Source organism: Leucobacter soli (assembly GCF_042659205.1).
GTDB lineage: Bacteria > Actinomycetota > Actinomycetes > Actinomycetales > Microbacteriaceae > Leucobacter > Leucobacter soli.
In genome coordinates this window covers 1-20,470 of sequence record NZ_JBHSRW010000025.1, presented here as the reverse complement: position 1 = coordinate 20,470, position 20,470 = coordinate 1, and the positions used below count along the sequence as shown (strand labels likewise).

Here is a 20,470-nt window from a genome sequence, read left to right as displayed (position 1 = left end):
GGGCGTCCGCTTCGGGCGCCTGCACCACGGCCAGCTCGACCGGAGTCTTCTGGGAGGCCTTCGCCGCGGTCTTCGCGCCGCGTACGCCGATCAGCGCGCCGCCGAGCAGCGTCAGGAGCTCGGCGTCGGCCTCGGCGCCGGCGAGTTCGCGGAGCTCCTCCGCGACGGGCCAGGCGGCGGTGTGCACCGAACCCTCGTTGAACCAGGACCAGGTCTCCTCGGTCGCGTACGGCAGGAACGGGGCGAGCAGACGGACGAAGACCGACAGGGCGGCGCGCAGCGCGGTGACCGCCGAGGCCTGCGCCTCGGGATCCTCGGCGCTCGAGGCGCCGTGCGCGCGCTCCTTGACCAATTCCAGGTAGTCGTCGCAGAAGGTCCAGAAGAACGACTCGGTCAGCTCGAGCGCCCGTGCATGATCGTAGGCGTCGAATGCGCGAGTCGAGTCCTCGACCACTCTGGCGAGCGCCGCCAGCATCGATCGGTCCAGCGGCTCGGTCACGGAACCGACGCCGGATGCCTCGAAGCCCAGCGTGAACTTCGCCGCGTTCAGCAGCTTGATCGCGAGCCTGCGGCCGATCTTGATCTGCGTGGGGTTCTGCGGGTCGAAGGCCGCATCGGTGCCGAGTCTGGCCGAGGCCGCCCAGTAGCGCACGGCGTCGGAACCGTGCTGTTCCAGCATGCCGGCCGGGGTGACGACGTTCCCCTTGGACTTCGACATCTTCTTGCGGTCGGGATCGAGGATCCAGCCCGAGATCCCGGCGTGCCGCCACGGCAGCCGGCCCGCCTCGAGCTCACTGCGCAGCAGCGTCGAGAAGAGCCAGGTGCGGATGATGTCCTGCCCCTGCGGGCGCAGGTCGTAGGGGTACACCAGGTCGAACAGTTCTCCGTCGGATTCCCATTTGCCCGCGAGCTGCGGGGTGAGCGACGACGTGGCCCAGGTATCCATGACGTCGAGCTCGCCCTGGAAGCCGCCGGGAACGCCGCGCTGCTCGGCGTGGTACCCCGCCGGCACGTCGACCGACGGGTCCACGGGCAGTGCATTCTCGGCGGGGAGGATCGGCTGGTCGAAGACGGGATTCCCTTCGGCGTCGAGCGGGTACCAGACCGGGATCGGCACGCCGAAGAAGCGCTGGCGGGAGATGAGCCAGTCGCCCGAGAGGCCTTCGACCCAGTTCTCGTAGCGCACCCGCATGAAGTCGGGGTGCCACTCGAGGTCGCGGCCGTGAGCGAGAAGGCGCTCGCGCAGGCCCTCGTCGCGCGCACCGTTGGCGATGTACCACTGGCGGGTCGAGACGATCTCGAGGGGGCGATCACCCTTCTCGAAGAACTTGACCGGGTGGGTGATCTTGCGGATCTCGCCCTGCAGCTCTCCGCTCGCCTGGAGCAGCTCGACCACGGTCTGCTTCGCGCTGAACACGGTCTTGCCGGCGATCTGCGCGTACGCATCGCGGCCCTGTTCCGAGACGATCGCCTCGGGCGCCTCGGTGAGCACGCGGCCGTCGAAGCCGAGGATCGCGCGGTTCGGGAGGTCGAGCTCGCGCCACCAGACGACGTCGGTCACGTCGCCGAAGGTGCAGATCATGGCGATGCCGGTGCCCTTGTCGGGCTGGGCGAGGTGGTGCGCGACGATCGGCACCTCGACGTCGAAGAGCGGTGTGCGCACGGTCGAGCCGAAGAGCGGCTGGTAGCGCTCGTCGTCGGGGTGCGCGACGAGGGCGACGCAGGCGGCGAGCAGTTCGGGCCGCGTGGTGTCGATGAGGATGTCACCGCTGCCGTCGCTCTTGTGGAAGGCGATCGCGTGGTACGCGCCCGGCTGCTCGCGGTCCTCGAGCTCGGCCTGAGCGACCGCGGTGCGGAAGGTCACGTCCCACAGCGTGGGCGCCTGCGCCTGGTAGGCCTCGCCGCGCTGCACATTGCGCACGAAGGCGAGTTGCGAGGCGCGCAGCGACTCGTCGCCGATCGTGCGGTAGGTCTGATTCCAGTCGACCGAGAGGCCGAGGGTGCGCCAGAGCGCCTCGAACTGCTGCTCGTCCTCGACGGTCAGCCGCTCGCACAGCTCGATGAAGTTGCGACGCGAGATCGGCTGCTGGTCTGCGGCCTTGATGCTCTTGCCGTCGCCGCCCTCGTGCGGCGGTACGAAGCCCTCGACGTAGGGGAGCGACGGGTCGCAGCGCACGCCGTAGTAGTTCTGCACGCGGCGCTCGGTCGGCAGGCCGTTGTCGTCCCAGCCCATCGGGTAGAAGACGCGCTTGCCGCGCATGCGCTGGAAGCGCGCGACGGTGTCGGTGTGGGTGTACGAGAAGACGTGCCCGACGTGCAGCGAACCGGAGGCCGTGGGCGGGGGAGTGTCGATGCTGTAGACGTCGTCACGGCTCGCGCCCTCGCGGGAGAAGGCGTAGGTGCCCTGGGCCTCCCAGATCGCGCCCCACTTGGCTTCAAGACCTTCGAGGGCCGGCTTGTCGGGGATCGCGCTCATGCAGGGCTCCGTCTTCGCTATGGGCGGCACCGCGTCGTCGGGCGCCGCGCAGCGGGCCCTGGTGCCTGATGGTCAACCGTTACAGTCTACCGGCCCCGCGCGATCCGGGACCGACGGCGCGCGACCCGGCCGGGCGCGGTGGATCTGAACCGCGCCCGGTTCGGCCGAAGGGCGACCGAGAGGCGGGCGAAAGGCGAGAAAGTGCTGCTATTCGACTGCAGAACAGCCTTTTCTCGCCTCTCGGATGCCTCACCCGGAGCGAGCCTGCCTCGGGCGGCGACGTATGGGCGAGTTCGGCGCGCGTTTGCATCGCGCTCCGATCCTCGCAAGAGTGGAACGGCACGTCTTGCAACCGATCGACCGGAACGGATGAGTGATCCAGATGAACGACCACGTCGCCTCAGCAGGTGCAGAGCGAGGCGAACCCGAGGATCCTCGCCACGACACCGATGGGTTCGAGGCGCTCTTCCCCGCGGACCCCACTCTTCCGGAGACCGTGCATCTGCACGAGGCCGTGCAGATCGCCGACGAGGATTCCGACGAGCGCATCACCGCGAAGCTCCGCAGTCAGGGGGTGCGCATCGGCAGGGGCATGATCTTGCCGCGCGTCTTCTGGCCGGCGATCCTCGTCGTGCTCGGTGTGGCGGTGTTCGCGATCGTGCTCCCCGACGCGACCGACACCGCGTTCTCGAGCGCCCAGAACTGGATCGTCGCGCACCTGGACTGGTACTACATGCTGATCATCGCGGTGTTCATCGTGGTCGCGGTGAGCATCGCAGTGTCACGGCTGGGTCGGATCAAGCTCGGGCGGGACGACGACGAGCCCGAGTTCGGCGTCCTGACCTGGTTCTCGATGCTCTTCGCGGCGGGCATGGGTATCGGCCTCGTCTTCTACGGTGTGGGAGAGCCCTTGATCTACGCGACGGTCGCGCCGAAACCCGGCTGGTCCGGGGATCAGGCCGAGCTCGCCGGGCTCGCGATGGCGCAGACCTTCATCCACTGGGGCCTGCACCCCTGGGCGATCTATGCGGTCATCGGTCTCGCCGTGGCCTACGCCATCCACCGCCGCGGCCGACCGGTGTCGATCCGCTGGTCCCTCGAGCCGCTCTTCGGCGAGCGGGTGAAGGGCTGGGTGGGCGACGTGATCGACGTGCTCGCCATCTTCGGCACCGTCTTCGGCGTCGCGACCTCACTGGGGCTCGGAGTGCAGCAGATCTCGGCCGGCATGGCCGCCATCGGCATCGTCGACCAGGCGGACCACGGGCTGCTCGTGATCCTCATCGTCGTGATCACCTTCATCGCGACCCTCTCGGTGGTGAGCGGCATCGGCGCCGGCATGAAGTGGCTCTCGAACATCAACCTGTCGCTCGCCGGGCTGATGCTGATCAGCGTCCTGCTGCTCGGCCCCACCCTCTTCCTGCTGCAGAACCTGACCGAGTCGATCGGCGTCTACCTCGCGAACTTCATGGCGATGACCTTCGACGTGGGCGCGTTCCAACGGGGTGAGGCGACGGCCTGGTTCGCGGACTGGACCATCTTCTACTGGGGATGGTGGATCTCGTGGTCGCCCTTCGTCGGCATCTTCATCGCGCGCATCTCGCGCGGACGTACCGTGCGCGAGTTCATCGCCGGTGTGATGCTCGTGCCGACCCTCGTCGGCTTCCTGTGGTTCTCGGTGATGGGCGGCTCGGGCCTGTTCCGCCAGCTCTTCGGCGCGGGCGACCTGGTCGAGGAAGGATCCGTGAACGTGGAGCACGCGCTCTTCGCAGTGCTCGGCGACCTGCCGCTCGGGCAGATCTTCTCGGTGCTCGCGATCATCCTGATCGCCATCTTCTTCATCACCTCCTCCGACTCGGGCTCGCTGGTCGTCGACATGCTGGCCTCGGGCGGGCACCCGAACCCGCCGACCTGGTCGCGCGTCCTATGGTCGGTGCTCGAAGGCCTGATCGCCGCCGCGCTGCTGCTGGCCGGTGGGTTGCAATCGTTGCAGGCCGCCGCGCTCGCCACGGCGCTGCCCTTCAGCGTGATCCTGCTCCTCATGTGCTGGGCGACCGTCCGGGCGCTGCGAGTGGACTACCGCGTACTCGACCGGGCCGAGCGCATGGAGCGCGTCGACCACCTCACCGCGCACATCGCGGAGGATCTCGCGGGCTCGTTCGATCGACTGCCCGAGGTAGGCTCGTACATCGACGACCGCATCGACTACCGGCTCTCGCGGAGCCGGGGCCTGCGAGGGAGGCGAAAAGAGAGCGAGAACCCGGGGCCCCGATAGGTCGTGCGGATCGTCCCCGTCGATCATCTGCGCTAGAATCGCTCGCAGCGACTACGATCCGGCCATCACCGGGGAGTCTTCGGAAGAACGGCGGACCGGGCCCGGCACGGGCCGCCCAGTAGAACCGAACGGGTACGGCCCGTGACAGCCGAACGAAGTGGCCGGGCTCAGTACCGGCAAGCGGGGTGGTACCGCGGACGGAACGATTCGGAGGATCGGCCGTTCGTCCCGGCGCGAGCAGACACGTGAGCCCGGAGAAGCAGATGCCCTACCCCAAACAGACGAGCGCCAGGACCCCGAAGCACGCCGAGCCCGGCACCGCGTTCGGCGTCACCGCGTCGCCGTCGTTCCCGCAGATCGAGCTCCGCGTGCTCGACTACTGGAAGGCCGACGGCACGTTCCGAGAGTCGATCCGGCAGCGGGAGGGCTGCGAGGAGTGGGTCTTCAACGACGGTCCGCCGTTCGCGAACGGCCTGCCGCACTACGGGCATCTGCTCACCGGCTACGCGAAGGACGTGTTCCCTCGCTTCCAGACGATGCGCGGGAAGAAGGTCGAGCGCCGCTTCGGCTGGGACACCCACGGCCTGCCGGCCGAGCTCGAAGCGATGAAACAGCTCGGCATCACCGAGAAGAGCGAGATCGAGGCGATGGGCATCGCCGAGTTCAACGCGAAGGCCCGCGAATCGGTGCTGCAGTACACGCGCGAGTGGGAGGAGTACGTCACCCGCCAGGCGCGCTGGGTCGACTTCGAAAACGACTACAAGACGCTCAACCTCGGCTACATGGAGAGCGTCATCTGGGCGTTCAAGCAGCTCTACGACAAGGATCTCGCCCACGAGGGGCACCGGGTGCTGCCCTACTGCTGGCGCGACGAGACGCCGCTCTCGAATCACGAGCTGCGCATGGACGACGACGTGTACCAGATGCGGCAGGATCCCTCGGTCACCGTGACGTTCCCACTGACCGGGTCGAAGGCCGCGGAACTCGGCCTCGAGGGCGCCAGGGCCCTGGCGTGGACGACGACGCCCTGGACGCTCCCGACGAACGCCGCGCTCGCGGTCGGGCCGGCGATCGACTACGCGGTGGTGCCCGCGGGCCCCGCCGGGGCCGCCGACGGGGGCGAAGCGGGTGCGGCGCAGTACGTGCTCGCCGCCGATCTGCTCGGCAACTACGCGAAGGATCTCGGCTACGAGAGCGCGGACGCCGCGCGGGAGGCGATCCTGCGCACCATCGCCGGCGCTGAGCTCGCCGGCATGAGCTACCAGCGCCTCTTCGACTACTTCGCCGACACCGAAGTCTGGGGGACCGAGACCTGCTGGCGGATCCTCGTCGACGACTACGTCACGACAACGGACGGCACCGGCATCGTCCACCAGTCGCCCGCCTACGGCGAGGACGATCTGCGCATCACGAGCGCGGCCGGCATGCCCACCATCGTGAGCGTCGACGAGGGCGGGCGCTTCATCCCCGCCGTGACCGATGTCGCGGGCGAACTCTGGATGGACGCGAACCGCCCCCTGATCCGCCTGATCCGGGAGCGGGGCCGCCTGCTGCGCGAGGCCAGCTACGAGCACAGCTATCCGCACTGCTGGCGCTGCCGCAACCCGCTCATCTACAAGGCGGTCTCGAGCTGGTTCGTGCGCGTCGATCCGATCAAGCAGCGCATGCTCGAGACCAACGAGGACATCACCTGGGTGCCCGCGAACGTGAAGCACGGCCAGTTCGGCAAGTGGCTCGAGGGCGCCCGGGACTGGTCGGTGAGCCGCAACCGCTACTGGGGCAGCCCGATCCCGGTGTGGAAGAGCGACGATCCCGAGCATCCGCGGATCGACGTCTACGGCTCGCTCGCCGAGCTGGAGCAGGACTTCGGCGAGCTACCGGTCAACGCGGACGGCGAGGTGGATCTGCACCGCCCGTTCATCGATTCGCTGACCCGGCCGAACCCCGACGACCCGACGGGGCGCTCGACCATGCGGCGCATCGAGGACGTCTTCGACGTCTGGTTCGACTCCGGCTCGATGCCGTTCGCCCAGGTGCACTACCCCTTCGAGAACCGGGAGTGGTTCGACACTCACCAGCCGGCCGACTTCATCGTCGAGTACATCGGCCAGACCCGTGGCTGGTTCTACGTGCAGCACGTGCTCGCGACCGCGCTCTTCGACCGCCCGGCGTTCACGAGCGTGATCAGCCACGGCATCGTGCTCGGCAGCGACGGCAACAAGATGTCGAAGAGCCTGCGCAACTACCCCGACGTGAACGAGGTCTTCGATCGCGACGGCTCCGACGCGATGCGCTGGTTCCTGATGGCCTCGCCCGTGGTGCGCGGAGGCAACCTCGTCGTGACCGAGGAGGGCATCCGCGAGGGCGTGCGCCAGTTCATCCTGCCGCTCTGGAACAGCTGGTACTTCTTCTCGCTCTACGCGAACGCCGACGGCGCCGAGGGCCGTCGCCGCACGGATAGCGACGACCCGCTCGACCGCTACATCCTGTCGAAGACCGGCCGGCTGATCCGCGACGTCGAGGCGCACCTCGATGCCCTCGACACGACCTCGGCGGCCGAGGCTCTGCGCGACTACGCCGAGGTGCTCACGAATTGGTACGTGCGGCGGTCGCGCGATCGCTTCTGGGCGGGAACCTCGGGCGAGCACGGTGATGCCGCGAACCAGCAGGCCTTCGACACCCTCTACACGGTGCTCGAAACCGTCGCCCGCGTCGCGGCGCCCATGATGCCGCTCACCGCGGAGGAGATCTGGCGGGGGCTCACGGGCGGTCGCTCGGTGCACCTCGAGGACTGGCCCGACGCCGATGAGTTCCCGGACGACGCGGAGCTCGTGGCGGCCATGGACGAGCTCCGTCAGATCACCTCGCAGGCGCTCGCGCTGCGCAAGGCGAACCGGCTCCGCGTGCGGCTTCCGCTCGCGAAGCTGCAGGTGGTGACCGCCCGCAAGCACGCGCTGGAGCCGTTCACCCAGATCCTCCGCGAGGAGCTGAACGTCAAGAAGGTGAAGCTCAAGCGGTTGAAGGAGGGCGGTTCCGGCGAGCCGAGCAGTGCGGAGAAGTACGGCGTCGTGCAGACACTCGCGGTCAACGCGCGCGCCGCCGGTCCGCGCCTCGGCAAGCGGGTGCAGGAGGCGATCAAGGCAGCCAAGTCGGGGGAGTGGAGCGAGGACGACGGCGTAGTGATCGCCGGAGGCATCGCTCTCGAGCCCGGCGAGTACGAGCTGACCCTCAGCACCGGAACCGGGAACGACGAGGCGGGGAAGGATCGCGACGCGATCGGCCTGCTGCCCGGCGGCGGCTTCGTGCTGCTGCGCACCGAGACCACGCCGGAGCTGGAGGCCGAGGGCATCGCCCGCGACGCGATCCGCGCGGTTCAGGAGGCGCGGAAGGGCGCCGGGCTGGACGTGAGCGACCGGATCGGGCTGGTGCTCGCGGTCGCGCCGGAATTCGCCGCGGCGCTCGAGACCCACGCCGAGTTGATCGCCGGGGAGACCCTCGCCGCGGAGCTGACCGTGCAGACTGCGCCGACGGGCACGGCGCCGACGGGCACGGCGATCGCGGAGGGCGATTCCGTCGGGGCTCCCGGAACCTTCACGACGTTTTCCGCCGCGCTCGGGACCGAGAAGGGTAACCTGAATATCACCATCCGTGCCGTGGAGAGGGGCGAGCGATGACGGGCGCCGAACGAGCCGCGCAGCGCGTCTACGACGCCCTGCTGACACGGGTAGGGGAGGCGCATCCGCGGCCCAGGATCGAGCCCGTGCGCCGACTCGCCGAACTCGCAGGCACGCCCCAGCTGTCGTATCCGGTGATCCAGATCGCCGGGACCAACGGCAAGACCTCGACCAGTCGGGCCATCGACGCGCTCCTGCGCGCGCACGGACTGCGCACCGGCCTGTTCAGCAGTCCGCACCTGGTGAGTTTCACCGAGCGCTTCCAGATCGACGGCGAACCCGTCGGAGGCAACGCGCTCGCGGACGCCTGGGAGGAGCTGCAGCTCCCCCTGCAGGTCGTCGACGCCGAGCTTGCCGTCGACGGCCAGGGGCCGATCACCTTCTTCGAAGCGCTCGCCGTGCTCGCCTTCGCGCTCTTCGCCGACGCGCCCATCGACGTCGCGGTGGTCGAGGTCGGCATGGGCGGGGAGTGGGACGCGACGAACATAGCGGATGCCGAGGTCGCGGTGTTCGCGCCGATCGATCTCGACCACACTTCCGTGCTCGGCGCCGATGTCGCCACGATCGCCCGGACGAAGGCCGGCATCGTGAAGCCCGCATCGACCGTCGTGACCGCGGCCCAGGCGCCTGAGGCGCTCGCCGAGCTCATCGAGGCCGCCGAGAACGCCGACGCCCGGCTCTACGTCTTCGGCCGGGACTTCGCGCTGCTCGACGATCGTCTGGCCGTCGGTGGACGGCAGATCGCGGTGCGCGGCTTCCACGGGCACGAGTACGATCCGGCGTTCGTCCCGCTCTTCGGCCACCATCAGGCGGAGAACGTCGCACTCGCCATCGCGGCGGTCGAGGCGTTCCTCGGGGCCGAGCGCCCGATTCCGGAAGAGGTCGTCGAGGAGGCGCTCGGCGGGCTCACCTCGCCCGGACGCCTCCAGCTCATCGGCAGTGAACCCGTCGTGTACGTCGACGCCGCGCACAACCCGCACGGGGCGGAGGCGCTGGCCCGCGCGGTCACGGAGTCCTTCAACTTCTCGGAGGTCGCCCTCGTCGTCGGCTCCCTCGCGGACAAGGACACGGCCGGGGTCTTCGAGGAGCTCGCCCCGATCGCCGATCTCGTCTACGCGGTGCCGGTCGACTCGCCGCGCTCCCTGCCCGTGGACGACGTCGTCGACCTCGCCGAGGGCGCCTTCCTCGACGTCCCGGTCGAGCCGGCCGAGAGCCTCACGGAGGCGCTCGAGGTCGCCCGCGAGTGGGCGGTGCGGGATCGGCGTCGCGCAGTGCTCGTCGTGGGCTCCGTGCTGCTCGCCGGCGAGGCGATCGCGCTCTCCCGCAGCGAGGGCTGGGGGGTCGCATGAGCGCGGATCCTGCGCAGCGATCGGACGACGAGGAGCTGCCTCTCTCTCCCTCCGAGACGCTGGCTCACAACTCCGCGATGCGAGTCGCCGGCGCGACCCGGGACGGCCGCGACCCGGAGGCGAGGACGCAGCGCGCGCTCGCCTCGATCGTGCTCGGGTTCGAGCTGATCGTCGTCGTCCTCATCGGGCTCTCGATCTTCGGCCTCGCGCTCCTCGAACCCCGCGAGCTCGGGCTCTGGATCGCCGGCGGCCTCGCGCTCGCCTGCCTGCTCGGGCTCGGTTTCATGCGCATGGGCCGCATCGGCATCGCAATCGGCTGGCTCGTGCACCTGCTCATGCTCGCCACGGCGATCATCATGCCGATGGCGCTCGTTGTGGGCGTCATCTTCACGGCGCTCTGGGTGTACTGCATGGTCAAGGGCGCGCAGATCGACCGCCAGCGCGCGGCCTGGCTCGCCGCGCAGTGAACGCGGGGGTTACGGACCCGCCGGGCGCGCTAAGCTGGGTCGCCGGACCCCGGAAACGATCGAAGGAGCCCCTCTTGTCGCACGAAGAAACCCTGATCCTCGTGAAGCCCGACGGCGTGAAGCGCGGTCTCACCGGTGAGATCCTGCGCCGCATCGAGGCGAAGGGCTACGTCCTCGTGGACCTGAAGATGGTTCAGGCGGATCGCGATCTGCTGACCTCGCACTACGCCGAGCACGAGGGCAAGCCCTTCTTCGAGCCCCTGGTCGAGTTCATGAGCTCCGGTCCGACCGTCGCGATCCGCGCGGCGGGCGACCGGGTCATCGAGGGCTTCCGTTCGCTCGCCGGCGCGACGGACCCGACCACCGCGGCGCCCGGGACGATCCGCGGCGACCTCGGGCGCGACTGGGGTCTCAACGTGCAGCAGAACCTGGTGCACGGCAGCGACAGCACGCTGAGCGCGGAGCGCGAGCTCGCCCTCTGGTTCGGCTGATCGCCCGCTCGCCGCGGCGGTCAGGCCTCAGGCGAGCCGGCGGCGCACGGCTTCGAGCAGTCCGGTCGGATCGTCGCTCCAGAAGCGCAAACGCGTGATGGTGTGGCTGCCGCCCTTCGGGAACAATCCGGGCAGCGTGATCTCCGTCGGCGCTTCGAAGACGATCTCGATGTTGGTCTCGTTGCCGATGCGGATCGCGCAGATGCGCTCGCCGTCCTCGTCGAAGACCTTGCCCGGCTTCCGTTCGGGGTCGTTCGGGTCGAATATCGTGCCGTGGCGGCGGATCGACGCGAAGTCGCGCCACGGCACGAGCACGTCGAGCTCGAGGCCCTCGCGGATGCGGATGCCCTCGGGGCCGACGGTGTGCGGGCGCGTGAGATAGGCGCAGAGCAGGCCGATCATTCAGGTGACGCCCCAGACGCCGATGATGAGGAACGTGATGCGCACCACGGGCCAGCGGTGCACGATCGCGTCGACGATCGGGATCTCGACGGTCGAGAGCACCATGAAGATGATCAGAACCGTGAGGACCGGGCGATGGTAGCGGAAGCCGACCGCGCCCTCGGCGATCTTCGGGCGGCGCGCGGCCCAGCGCCAGAGGCTCTCGTAGATGCGCAACTCCACCCGGAGCGCTCGGACGGCGAGGCTCTTCGCGCGGGCCCAGGTGCTCGGCCGTGGCGCGGGGGAGCGTTCAACGTCGACCATGCTCCGCCTGCGTTCCACCGTTCTCGGTCTCGACGTCGGCGTACGACGCGCTCTCCGATTCGATCAACTCGTCGAGACGCTCCATCACTGCGCTCAGGCCGCGCTCGAACGCCGCGCGATCCGACGCGTCGACCGCGCCGATCAGGTCGTCCGTGAGCCGCCGGTGATCCTCGCGCATCCGTCCCATCATCGCGGCGGCAGCCGGAGTCAATGAGACGAGCACGGCCCGCCCGTCCTCGGGGTGCGCGCGGCGCTCGACGTAGCCGGCGGCGGCCAGACCGTCGACGAGTGCGGAGACGCTTCGCGGCGTCGTGCCGAGCTCCTCGGAGAGCCGCTGCTGGGTCGCCGGGCCGGTGCCGATGAGCACCCAGAGCGCGTGCACCCGCGTCGGCGTGAGCGCCGTGCCGGCGAAGGCCCGCTGCATATCGTGGTCGAGCATCGCTCCGATCGCCAGCAGGCGATCGAGCACGGTGATTTCCATACGTCGCAGTCTAGCAATTAATTACAGTATGTAACGATATGGAATGCGGCCTGCGCGTTCCGCGAACGCGGGCACGTTTGTCGGCGGTGCGGAGTAGCCTCGAGACCATGGAAGCCACCCGCAGCGTACGCCCCTTCGAGGTCATCAGCGAGTACGAGCCGAGCGGCGATCAGCCCCAGGCGATCGCCGAACTCGCGCAGCGCATCAACGCGGGGGAGACCGACGTCGTGCTGCTCGGCGCCACCGGCACGGGCAAATCGGCGACGACGGCCTGGCTGATCGAGGCCGTGCAGCGCCCCACGCTCGTGCTGGCCCACAACAAGACGCTCGCCGCGCAGCTGGCCAACGAGTTCCGCCAGCTGCTGCCGAACAACTCGGTGGAGTACTTCGTCTCGTACTACGACTACTACCAGCCTGAGGCCTACGTGCCCCAGACCGACACCTTCATCGAGAAGGACAGCTCGGTCAACGCCGAGGTCGAACGCCTGCGCCACTCGACGACCAACGCCCTGCTCAGCCGACGCGACACGGTCGTCGTCTCGACCGTCTCCTGCATCTACGGCCTCGGGAAGCCCGAGGAGTACTACGAGGCGATGGTGCCGCTCGCCGTGGGGGATCGGCTCGACCGGGACGTCCTCCTGCGCCGATTCGTCGACATGCAGTACCAGCGCAACGACATCGAGTTCGTGCGCGGCAACTTCCGAGTGCGAGGCGACACGGTCGAGATCATCCCGATGTACGAGGAGCTGGCGATCCGCATCGAGTTCTTCGGCGACGAGATCGAGGCGCTCTACTATTTGCATCCGGTGAGCGGCGAGGTGATGAAGCAGGTCGAGACGGTGTCGGTGTTCCCGGGATCCCACTACGTGGCGAGCCGCAACGTGATGAATCGTGCCATGGGCACCATCGCCGAGGAGCTCGACTGGCGCACGAAGGAGCTGAAGCAGCAGAACAAGCTCGTCGAGGAGCAGCGGCTGCGCATGCGCACCACCTTCGACCTCGAGATGATGGAGCAGATCGGCTTCTGCAGCGGCATCGAGAACTACTCCCGCCACATCGACGGGCGCGCGCCGGGCGAGGCCCCGCACTGCCTGCTCGACTACTTCCCCGACGACTTCCTCATGGTGATCGACGAATCCCACGCGACCGTTCCGCAGATCGGCGCCATGTACGAGGGCGACGCCTCCCGCAAGCGCACCCTCGTGGAGCACGGGTTCCGCCTGCCCAGCGCGCTCGACAACCGGCCGCTGAAGTTCAGCGAGTTCAAGGAACGCGTCGGGCAGACGGTCTACCTCTCGGCGACCCCCGGATCATATGAGCTCGGCCTGGCCGATGGCGTGGTCGAACAGATCATCCGCCCGACGGGACTGATCGATCCTCGAATCGTGGTGAAACCGAGCGAGGGGCAGATCGACGACCTGCTCGAGGAGGTCCGGCGCCGAGCCGAGCGCGACGAGCGGGTGCTCGTCACCACGCTCACGAAGAAGATGGCCGAGCAGCTGACCACGTTCATGGAGGAGGCCGGCGTGCGGGTGCGCTACCTGCACAGCGATGTCGACACCCTCCGCCGCGTCGAACTGCTCACCGAGCTGCGCGCCGGCGTCTTCGACGTCCTCGTCGGCATCAACCTCCTGCGAGAGGGACTCGATCTGCCCGAGGTCTCGCTCGTCAGCATCCTCGACGCGGACAAGGAGGGCTTCCTGAGATCCTCCACCTCGCTCATTCAGACCATCGGTCGCGCGGCCCGCAACGTGAGCGGCGAGGTGCACATGTACGCCGACACCGTCACGCGGTCCATGCGCGAAGCGATCGACGAGACGAACCGCCGTCGGGAGAAGCAGATCGCGTACAACGAGGAGCACGGCATCGACCCCCAGCCGCTGCGCAAGAAGATCGGCGACATCACCGAGATGCTCGGCCGCGAGGCCGCCGACAGCGAGGAACTGCTCTCGCGCACCTCGAAGCACGCCCAGAAGGGCTCGGCGCAACGGGCCAAGGGCAAATCCGCCGCACGCGCGGGCGCCATCGGCGCGGAGGGCGCGCAGAAGCTCGAGGAGCTCGTCTCGGAGCTCACCGAGCAGATGCTCTCCGCCGCGGAGGAGCTCAAGTTCGAGCTCGCCGCACGACTGCGGGACGAGGTCGCGGAGCTCAAGCGCGAACTCCGCAGCATGGATGCGGCTGGGCACCGTTGACGCCCTGCGCCGAACCGCTCCTCGACGCCGCCGCGATCGCTCATCGCCTGACGCCGCGAAAGTCGAACAAAGATTCGATTCGCAGGCCGAGCGCCGCTAGGATGGACGGGTGAGTTCGACGCCTTCCCAGCCCCAGATCACGAGTCGCGACACCCAGGCGCGCATCAGCGTTCGGGGGGCCCGGGTCCACAACCTGCGAGATGTCGACCTGTCCATCCCGCGCGACTCGATGGTGGTCTTCACCGGGCTCTCCGGCAGCGGCAAGTCGAGTCTCGCCTTCGACACCATCTTCGCGGAGGGGCAGCGGCGGTATGTCGAGAGCCTCAGCGCCTATGCCCGGCAGTTCCTCGGGCAGGTCGACCGGCCGGATGTCGACTTCATCGAGGGGCTGAGCCCGGCCGTCAGCATCGATCAGAAGTCGACGAACCGCAACCCGCGCTCCACGGTGGGCACGATCACCGAGATCTACGACTACATGCGACTGCTGTGGGCGCGCATCGGCGTGCCGCACTGCGCGGTCTGCGGCGAACCCATCCGGTCGCAGACGGTGCAGCAGATCGCCGACACGCTCATGGAACTGCCCGAGCGCACCCGGTTCCAGGTCCTCGCGCCGGTCGTCAGCAAGAAGAAGGGCGAGTTCGTCGACCTCTTCCAGGATCTCGCGGCGAGCGGGTACAGCCGCGCCATCGTCGATGGGGAGCTGATCCAGCTCAGCGAGCCGCCTGCGCTCAAGAAGCAGGTGAAGCACGACATCTCGGTCGTGGTCGACCGACTCGTCGCCAGCCCGGACGGCCTCGGCCGGCTCACCGACTCGCTCGAGACCGCGCTGAAGCTCGCCGGCGGCCTCGTCACGATCGATTACGTCGACCGCGAGGCGAAGGCCGAGGATCGTCTCCGGACCTTCAGCGAGAACCTCAGCTGCCCCAACCGCCACCCGGTCTCGTTGACCGAGATCGAGCCGCGCACCTTCTCCTTCAACGCGCCCTTCGGCGCCTGCCCCGAGTGCAGCGGCCTCGGCACCAGCATGTCGGTCGACGAGGATCTCGTCCTGGGCGATCCCGAGCTCAGTATCGACGAGGGCGTGATCGTTCCCTGGACGAGCCAGGGGAAGAGCCTCTACAACTACTACGCGAAGCTGCTCAGCGGCCTGTCGAAGGATCTCGATTTCGAGCTGAGCACGCCGTGGCAGGAGCTGCCGGACGAGGTGCGGGAAGCGGTGCTCTACGGCAACGACTTCAAGGTCAACGTTCGCTGGAAGAACCGCTTCGGCCGCGAGGTCAAGTACACGAGCGGGTTCGAAGGCGTGATCCCGTTCATCGAGCGCCAGTACGCGGAGGCCGAGAGCGACAACCGGCGCGAGCGCTGGGCCGAGTTCCTGCGCGAGGTTCCCTGTCACGTCTGCCGCGGGCAGCGGCTGAAGCCCGAGGTGCTCGCCATCACCGTCAACGAGCAGTCGATCGCGGCCGTCGGCGAGTTGAGCCTGCTCGAGGCGCAGCGCTTCTTCAACGAGGTGACGCTCAGCGAGCGCGAGGCCAGGATCGCCGCGCAAGTGCTGCGCGAGATCCGGCTCCGGTTCGACTTCCTCATCGAAGTGGGCCTCGGCTACCTGACCCTCGCGCGCGCCGCGGGCACGCTCAGCGGCGGCGAGGCCCAGCGCATCAGGCTCGCCACCCAGATCGGTTCCGGGTTGACCGGCGTGCTCTACGTCCTGGACGAGCCCAGCATCGGGCTGCACCAGCGCGACAACCGCCGGCTGATCGAGACCCTCATCAAGCTCCGGGACCTCGGCAACACGCTGATCGTCGTCGAGCACGACGAGGAGACGATCGAGGCGGCCGACTGGATCGTCGACATCGGCCCCGGCGCGGGCGTCGAGGGTGGCACCGTCGTGCACTCGGGCGAGTACGCCGATCTGATGGCGAACGAGCGGTCGATCACCGCCGACTTCCTCGCCGGCCGGCGATCCATCGACACGCCGAAGAAGCGGCGGAAGCGGGAGAAGGGTCGCGAGCTCACCGTGGTCGGGGCGCGATCGAACAACCTGCAGGGCGTCGACGCGACGTTCCCGCTCGGCGTCATGACCGCGGTCACCGGCGTCAGCGGCAGCGGGAAGAGCACCCTCGTCAACGACATCCTCTACCGGGTGCTCGCGAACCAGCTCAACGGAGCCCGGCTCGTGCCGGGCAAGCACACCCGTGTGACCGGCCTCGAGCACCTCGACAAGGTGGTGCACGTCGACCAGGCGCCGATCGGGCGCACTCCGCGATCCAACCCGGCCACCTACACGGGCGTCTTCGACAAGATCCGCACGCTCTTCGCCGAGACGCCCGAGGCGAAGACCCGCGGCTACCTTCCCGGTCGCTTCAGCTTCAACGTCAAGGGCGGCCGCTGCGAGGCGTGCGCCGGCGACGGCACGCTCAAGATCGAGATGAACTTCCTTCCCGACGTCTACGTGGCCTGCGAGGTCTGCGGCGGGCAGCGCTACAACCGCGAGACCCTGCAAGTGCGCTACAAGGGCAGGAACATCTCCGAGGTGCTCGACATGCCCATCGCCGAGGCCGCCGAGTTCTTCGCGCCGATCAGCGGCATCCACCGCTATCTGCAGACGCTCGTCGACGTCGGCCTCGGCTACGTACGCCTCGGGCAGAGCGCGACGACGCTCAGCGGCGGCGAGGCCCAGCGCGTCAAGCTCGCGACCGAGCTGCAGAAGCGCTCCAACGGCCGGAGCATCTACGTGCTCGACGAGCCGACGACCGGGCTCCACTTCGAGGACGTGCGCAAGCTGCTGCTCGTGCTGAACGGCCTCGTCGACAAGGGCAACACCGTGATCACGATCGAGCACAACCTCGACGTGATCCGCAGCTGCGACTGGGTGATCGACCTCGGGCCAGAGGGCGGCAGCGGAGGCGGCACCGTCCTCGCGACCGGCACCCCCGAGCGGATCGCGAAGGTCGAGGAGAGCCACACCGGGCGATTCCTCGCAGAGGCGCTCGCCAAGCACCCCGGCGGCAGGTCTTGACCGATCCCGACGAACTCCGCACGGTCGGCGAACTCGGCGACGCCGACGGGCTCGACGACTCCGACGGGTCCGACGGGTCGGACCGCCGCGAATCGTTCCGACCGGCTCCCGGCGAGATTCCGACGAGCCCCGGCGTGTACCGCTTCTCGGACCGGCACGGTCGGGTTCTCTACATCGGCAAGGCGAAGAATCTGCGCGCCCGGCTGGCGAACTACTTCCAGCCGCTCCGCTCGATTCCGCCCCGCACTCGCCGGATGCTCGCCCTCGCGGCCAGCGTCGACTGGACCGTCGTCGCGACCGATACCGAGTCCCTCGTGCTCGAGCACACGTGGATCACGGAGTTCCAGCCGCCGTTCAACGTGCAGTTCAAGGACGACAAGACCTACCCCTACCTCGCCGTCACTCTGCGCGACGAGGCTCCCCGTCTCCTCATCACCCGGAACGAGAAGATCCGAGGCGCCCGCTATTTCGGCCCGTACCCCAAGGTATGGGCGCTTCGAGAGACGACGGCGCTGCTGCAGCAGGCCTTCCCGATCCGCACCTGCAACGACGCCGACTACAAACGCGCCATGCAGAGCGGGCGGCCCTGCCTCGCGGGCCAGATCGGCCGCTGCGACGGCCCCTGCAGCGGGCGCATCGGGGTGGAGGAGCACCGCCATCGCGTCGAGGAGCTGGTGGGCTTCCTGAACGGTGGCGACGCCACCCACCTCCGCGCGCTGCAGCGGGAGATGCGAGACGCGGCCGTCGAGCAGCGCTACGAGGAGGCGGCACGTCTCAGGGATCAGGTGACCGCCGTGGAGCACGTGATGGAGCGCAACTCGGTCGCGCTGCCGCTCGACGCCGACCTCGACGTCTTCGGGCTGAAATCGGACGAGCTGAGCGCGGCGGCGCACCAGTTCATCATCCGCGGCGGCAGGATCCGGGGCGAGCGCAGCTGGATCGTCGACGTCGAGCTCGACGACTCGCCGAGCACGCTGCTCGAACAGGTCGTGCAGAGCGCGTACGAAGGCGAGCGGGAACCGCCCCCCGAGATCCTCGTCCCTGTGCTGCCCAAGGGCGTCGAGGCGCTGGAGGCCGCGTTGCGGGCACGACGCCCGCGCGGCGGGAGGGTTCGGGTGCGGGTGCCCGAGCGGGGCGACAAGGCCCAGCTCATGTCGCGGGCGACGCTCAACGCGGGGGAGCATCTGCTGCGGCACCGGCTCAAACGCGCCGCCGATATCACCGCGCGAACCGATGCGCTGGCGGAGCTGCAGCGGGCGCTCGGGATGTCCGAGCCGCCACTGCGGATCGAGTGCATCGACGTCTCGCACCTGCAGGGGACGGGCGTCGTCGCGTCGCTCGTTGTCTTCGAGGACGGCCTGCCCGCGAAGGGGGCCTATCGGAAGTACCGGATCGAGCAGACTCGCGACGACACCGACAGCATTCACCAGGTGGTCGCGCGCCGCGCCGCGCAGCTCAACGAGCTGCGGGAGCGGGCCGAGCAAGACCCCGAGGCGGCGATCGCCGTCGGACGGTACCGGGAGCGCCCGCAGCTGCTCATCGTCGACGGCGGAGCGCCGCAGGTCGCCGCAGCGCATCGCGCCCTGAGCGAAGCCGGGATCGACGACGTGTTCCTGATCGGTGTCGCGAAGCGCCTCGAGGAGCTCTGGCTGCCCGACGATCCGTTCCCCGTGATCCTGCCCCGCGGCAGCGAGGCGCTCTTCCTCGTCCAGCGCGCCCGAGACGAGGCCCACCGCTTCGCCATCACCTTCCAGCGGCAGCGGCGCAGCACGGCGCTCGCCAGCCGGCTCACCGAGGTGCCGGGGCTCGGCCCGAAACGGGTCCGGGCACTGCTCAAGCACTTCGGCTCGGTGACCCGGCTGCGCGCCGCGAGCGCCGCCGAGATCGCCGCCTGGCCCGGGATCGGCCCCGCCCTGGCCGAGGTCGTGCACCGCCACCTCGAGAGCCTCGACGGACCCGACGGTGGGCTCGGGGGACCGCGCGGAACGTCTACACTGGATGCGGAGCAGCCGGACATCGAGCCTGAGGGGAGCACGTCGTGAACAAGCGCCCGAGCAGGCAGGAGATCCTCATCGTCACGGGCATGTCGGGGGCCGGCCGCAGCACCGTCGCGAACGCGCTGGAGGATCTCGGCTGGTACGTGGTCGACAACCTGCCGTTGCCGATGCTCAAGACCCTCGCCGACATGGCAGACCGCTCCGGCGGTGCGCTGCCCCGCATCGTCGCCGTGGTCGACATCCGCGGGCGCGACCTGTTCGCGGACATCCAGGAGACCGTGGAGGATCTGCGCGGGGGAGCGACCGTGCGGGTCGTGTTCCTGGATGCGACCGACGACATCCTGGTGCGGCGCTACGAGTCCGTCCGCCGCCCGCACCCGCTCCAGGCCGAGGGGAGCCTGCTCGACGGCATACGGCTCGAGCGCGAGCGGCTGCAGGAACTGCGCGCCTCAGCCGACGTGGTGATCGACACCTCCCGCTACAACGTGCACGACCTCTCCACCGCGACCCGCGAACTCTTCAGCGACGAGGACACCCCGGGCCTGCAGCTCTCGCTCCAGAGCTTCGGGTTCAAGTACGGCGTGCCGACCGACGTCGACCTCATGGTGGACATGCGCTTCCTGCCGAATCCGTTCTGGGAGCCCGAGCTGCGCGCGCTCACCGGAGTGGACCCGGAGGTCAAGGACTTCGTGCTGAGCCGCGAGGGAGCGGCCGAGTTCCTCGAGCACTACGTCGCGGCGCTCCAACCGGTCCTCGCCGGGTATCAGCGGGAAAACAAGCGGCATGTCTCGCTCGCCGTCGGCTGCACCGGCGGGAAGCATCGCTCGGTCGCCATGGCGCGGGAGCTCGCGGATCGGATCGCGGCGCTGCCCGGCGTGAACGTCAGCCTGCGACATCGTGACCTGGGACGCGAATGACCGCCGCCTGACACTGCCGGCCCTTCCGGCGCATCGACCCGCAGACCTCCAGATCCATCTCGAAAGGATGACCTTGCCCTCGACCCCGGACGTGAAGAACGAGCTCGTCCGCATCCCGGTGCCGCACGCCGGGGAGCGGATCGCCGAACTCGCGACGATCCTCCGCCTCGCCGGCGGCCTGCACACCATTTCGGGGCGCATCGCGCTCGAGGCCGAGCTGCACACGCCCGCCATCGTGCAGCGCGTGCGCAAGGACCTCGCCGAGATCTACGGCGTCCGCTCCGACGCCAAGCAGATGCCGGCGGCGAGCACGCGCCCGGGGGCGCCGCAGTTCGTGGTGCGCGTGCTCGACGGTGAGACGCTCGCGCGTCAGCTCGGGCTGCTCGATCAGCGCCGCCGCCCGATCCGCGGGCTGCCGAACCGACTGACC

14 protein-coding genes are annotated in these 20,470 nt (G+C 69.0%); 10 read left to right on the top strand and 4 right to left on the bottom strand.

What is annotated here, in order from left to right:
• Positions 1-2,476 (bottom strand): valine--tRNA ligase (gene valS, locus ACFPZL_RS03310; RefSeq protein ID WP_382334706.1); only part of this gene is annotated, 2,476 nt, incomplete at its 3' end.
• A 382-nt stretch (positions 2,477-2,858) separates the two neighbouring features.
• Between valS and ACFPZL_RS03305 the strand changes: the two genes are divergently transcribed.
• The 5 genes from ACFPZL_RS03305 (at position 2,859) to ndk (ending at position 10,729) form a co-directional block, all read left to right on the top strand.
• Positions 2,859-4,748: a BCCT family transporter gene (locus ACFPZL_RS03305; protein WP_218116094.1), complete on the top strand. Its 1,890-nt coding sequence runs from the start codon at positions 2,859-2,861 to the stop codon at positions 4,746-4,748.
• 263 nt (positions 4,749-5,011) lie between these two features.
• Entirely contained in the window at positions 5,012-8,422 is a 3,411-nt protein-coding gene (gene ileS, locus ACFPZL_RS03300; RefSeq protein WP_218116093.1) for an isoleucine--tRNA ligase, read from the top strand.
• Positions 8,419-9,771 carry a bifunctional folylpolyglutamate synthase/dihydrofolate synthase gene (locus ACFPZL_RS03295; protein ID WP_218116092.1) on the top strand — a complete coding sequence of 451 codons (1,353 nt, stop codon included), beginning with the start codon at positions 8,419-8,421 and terminating at the stop codon, positions 9,769-9,771. The genes ileS and ACFPZL_RS03295 overlap by 4 nt, the downstream gene beginning before the upstream one ends.
• Complete coding sequence (locus ACFPZL_RS03290) at positions 9,768-10,238, top strand: DUF4233 domain-containing protein (protein ID WP_218116091.1); 471 nt, start codon at positions 9,768-9,770, stop codon at positions 10,236-10,238. Before ACFPZL_RS03295 ends, ACFPZL_RS03290 begins: the two co-directional genes overlap by 4 nt.
• A gap of 74 nt (positions 10,239-10,312) precedes the next feature.
• Positions 10,313-10,729 carry a nucleoside-diphosphate kinase gene (gene ndk, locus ACFPZL_RS03285; protein WP_218116090.1) on the top strand — a complete coding sequence of 139 codons (417 nt, stop codon included), beginning with the start codon at positions 10,313-10,315 and terminating at the stop codon, positions 10,727-10,729.
• 27 nt (positions 10,730-10,756) lie between these two features.
• On the opposite strand, the gene ACFPZL_RS03280 is transcribed toward ndk, so the two are convergent.
• From ACFPZL_RS03280 to ACFPZL_RS03270, 3 genes are read right to left on the bottom strand one after another with little or no spacing between them, the layout of a single operon-like run.
• Positions 10,757-11,131: a hypothetical protein gene (locus ACFPZL_RS03280; protein WP_218116089.1), complete on the bottom strand. Its 375-nt coding sequence runs from the start codon at positions 11,129-11,131 to the stop codon at positions 10,757-10,759.
• Complete coding sequence (locus ACFPZL_RS03275; RefSeq protein ID WP_218116088.1) at positions 11,132-11,434, bottom strand: hypothetical protein; 303 nt, start codon at positions 11,432-11,434, stop codon at positions 11,132-11,134.
• Positions 11,421-11,915 (bottom strand): MarR family winged helix-turn-helix transcriptional regulator, encoded by a 495-nt coding sequence (locus ACFPZL_RS03270; RefSeq protein ID WP_218116087.1) that lies wholly within the window; start codon positions 11,913-11,915, stop codon positions 11,421-11,423. Before ACFPZL_RS03270 ends, ACFPZL_RS03275 begins: the two co-directional genes overlap by 14 nt.
• Positions 11,916-12,022: 107 nt before the next feature.
• Here ACFPZL_RS03270 and uvrB point away from each other — a divergent pair, with 107 nt between their 5' ends.
• From uvrB to whiA, 5 genes are all read left to right on the top strand, one after another.
• A complete protein-coding gene (uvrB, locus tag ACFPZL_RS03265) occupies positions 12,023-14,107 on the top strand; it encodes an excinuclease ABC subunit UvrB (RefSeq protein WP_218116086.1) in 2,085 nt (694 codons plus the stop codon).
• A 109-nt stretch (positions 14,108-14,216) separates the two neighbouring features.
• Complete coding sequence (gene uvrA, locus ACFPZL_RS03260; protein WP_236022111.1) at positions 14,217-17,126, top strand: excinuclease ABC subunit UvrA; 2,910 nt, start codon at positions 14,217-14,219, stop codon at positions 17,124-17,126.
• Positions 17,123-19,168 (top strand): excinuclease ABC subunit UvrC, encoded by a 2,046-nt coding sequence (gene uvrC, locus ACFPZL_RS03255; RefSeq protein WP_382334702.1) that lies wholly within the window; start codon positions 17,123-17,125, stop codon positions 19,166-19,168. Before uvrA ends, uvrC begins: the two co-directional genes overlap by 4 nt.
• The gene (gene rapZ / locus ACFPZL_RS03250; protein ID WP_218116084.1) at positions 19,165-20,040 is read left to right on the top strand and encodes an RNase adapter RapZ; all 876 of its coding nucleotides are present in this window, start codon (positions 19,165-19,167) and stop codon (positions 20,038-20,040) included. Before uvrC ends, rapZ begins: the two co-directional genes overlap by 4 nt.
• A gap of 73 nt (positions 20,041-20,113) precedes the next feature.
• A partial coding sequence (gene whiA / locus ACFPZL_RS03245) for a DNA-binding protein WhiA (protein WP_382334699.1) occupies positions 20,114-20,470 on the top strand: 357 nt, incomplete at its 3' end.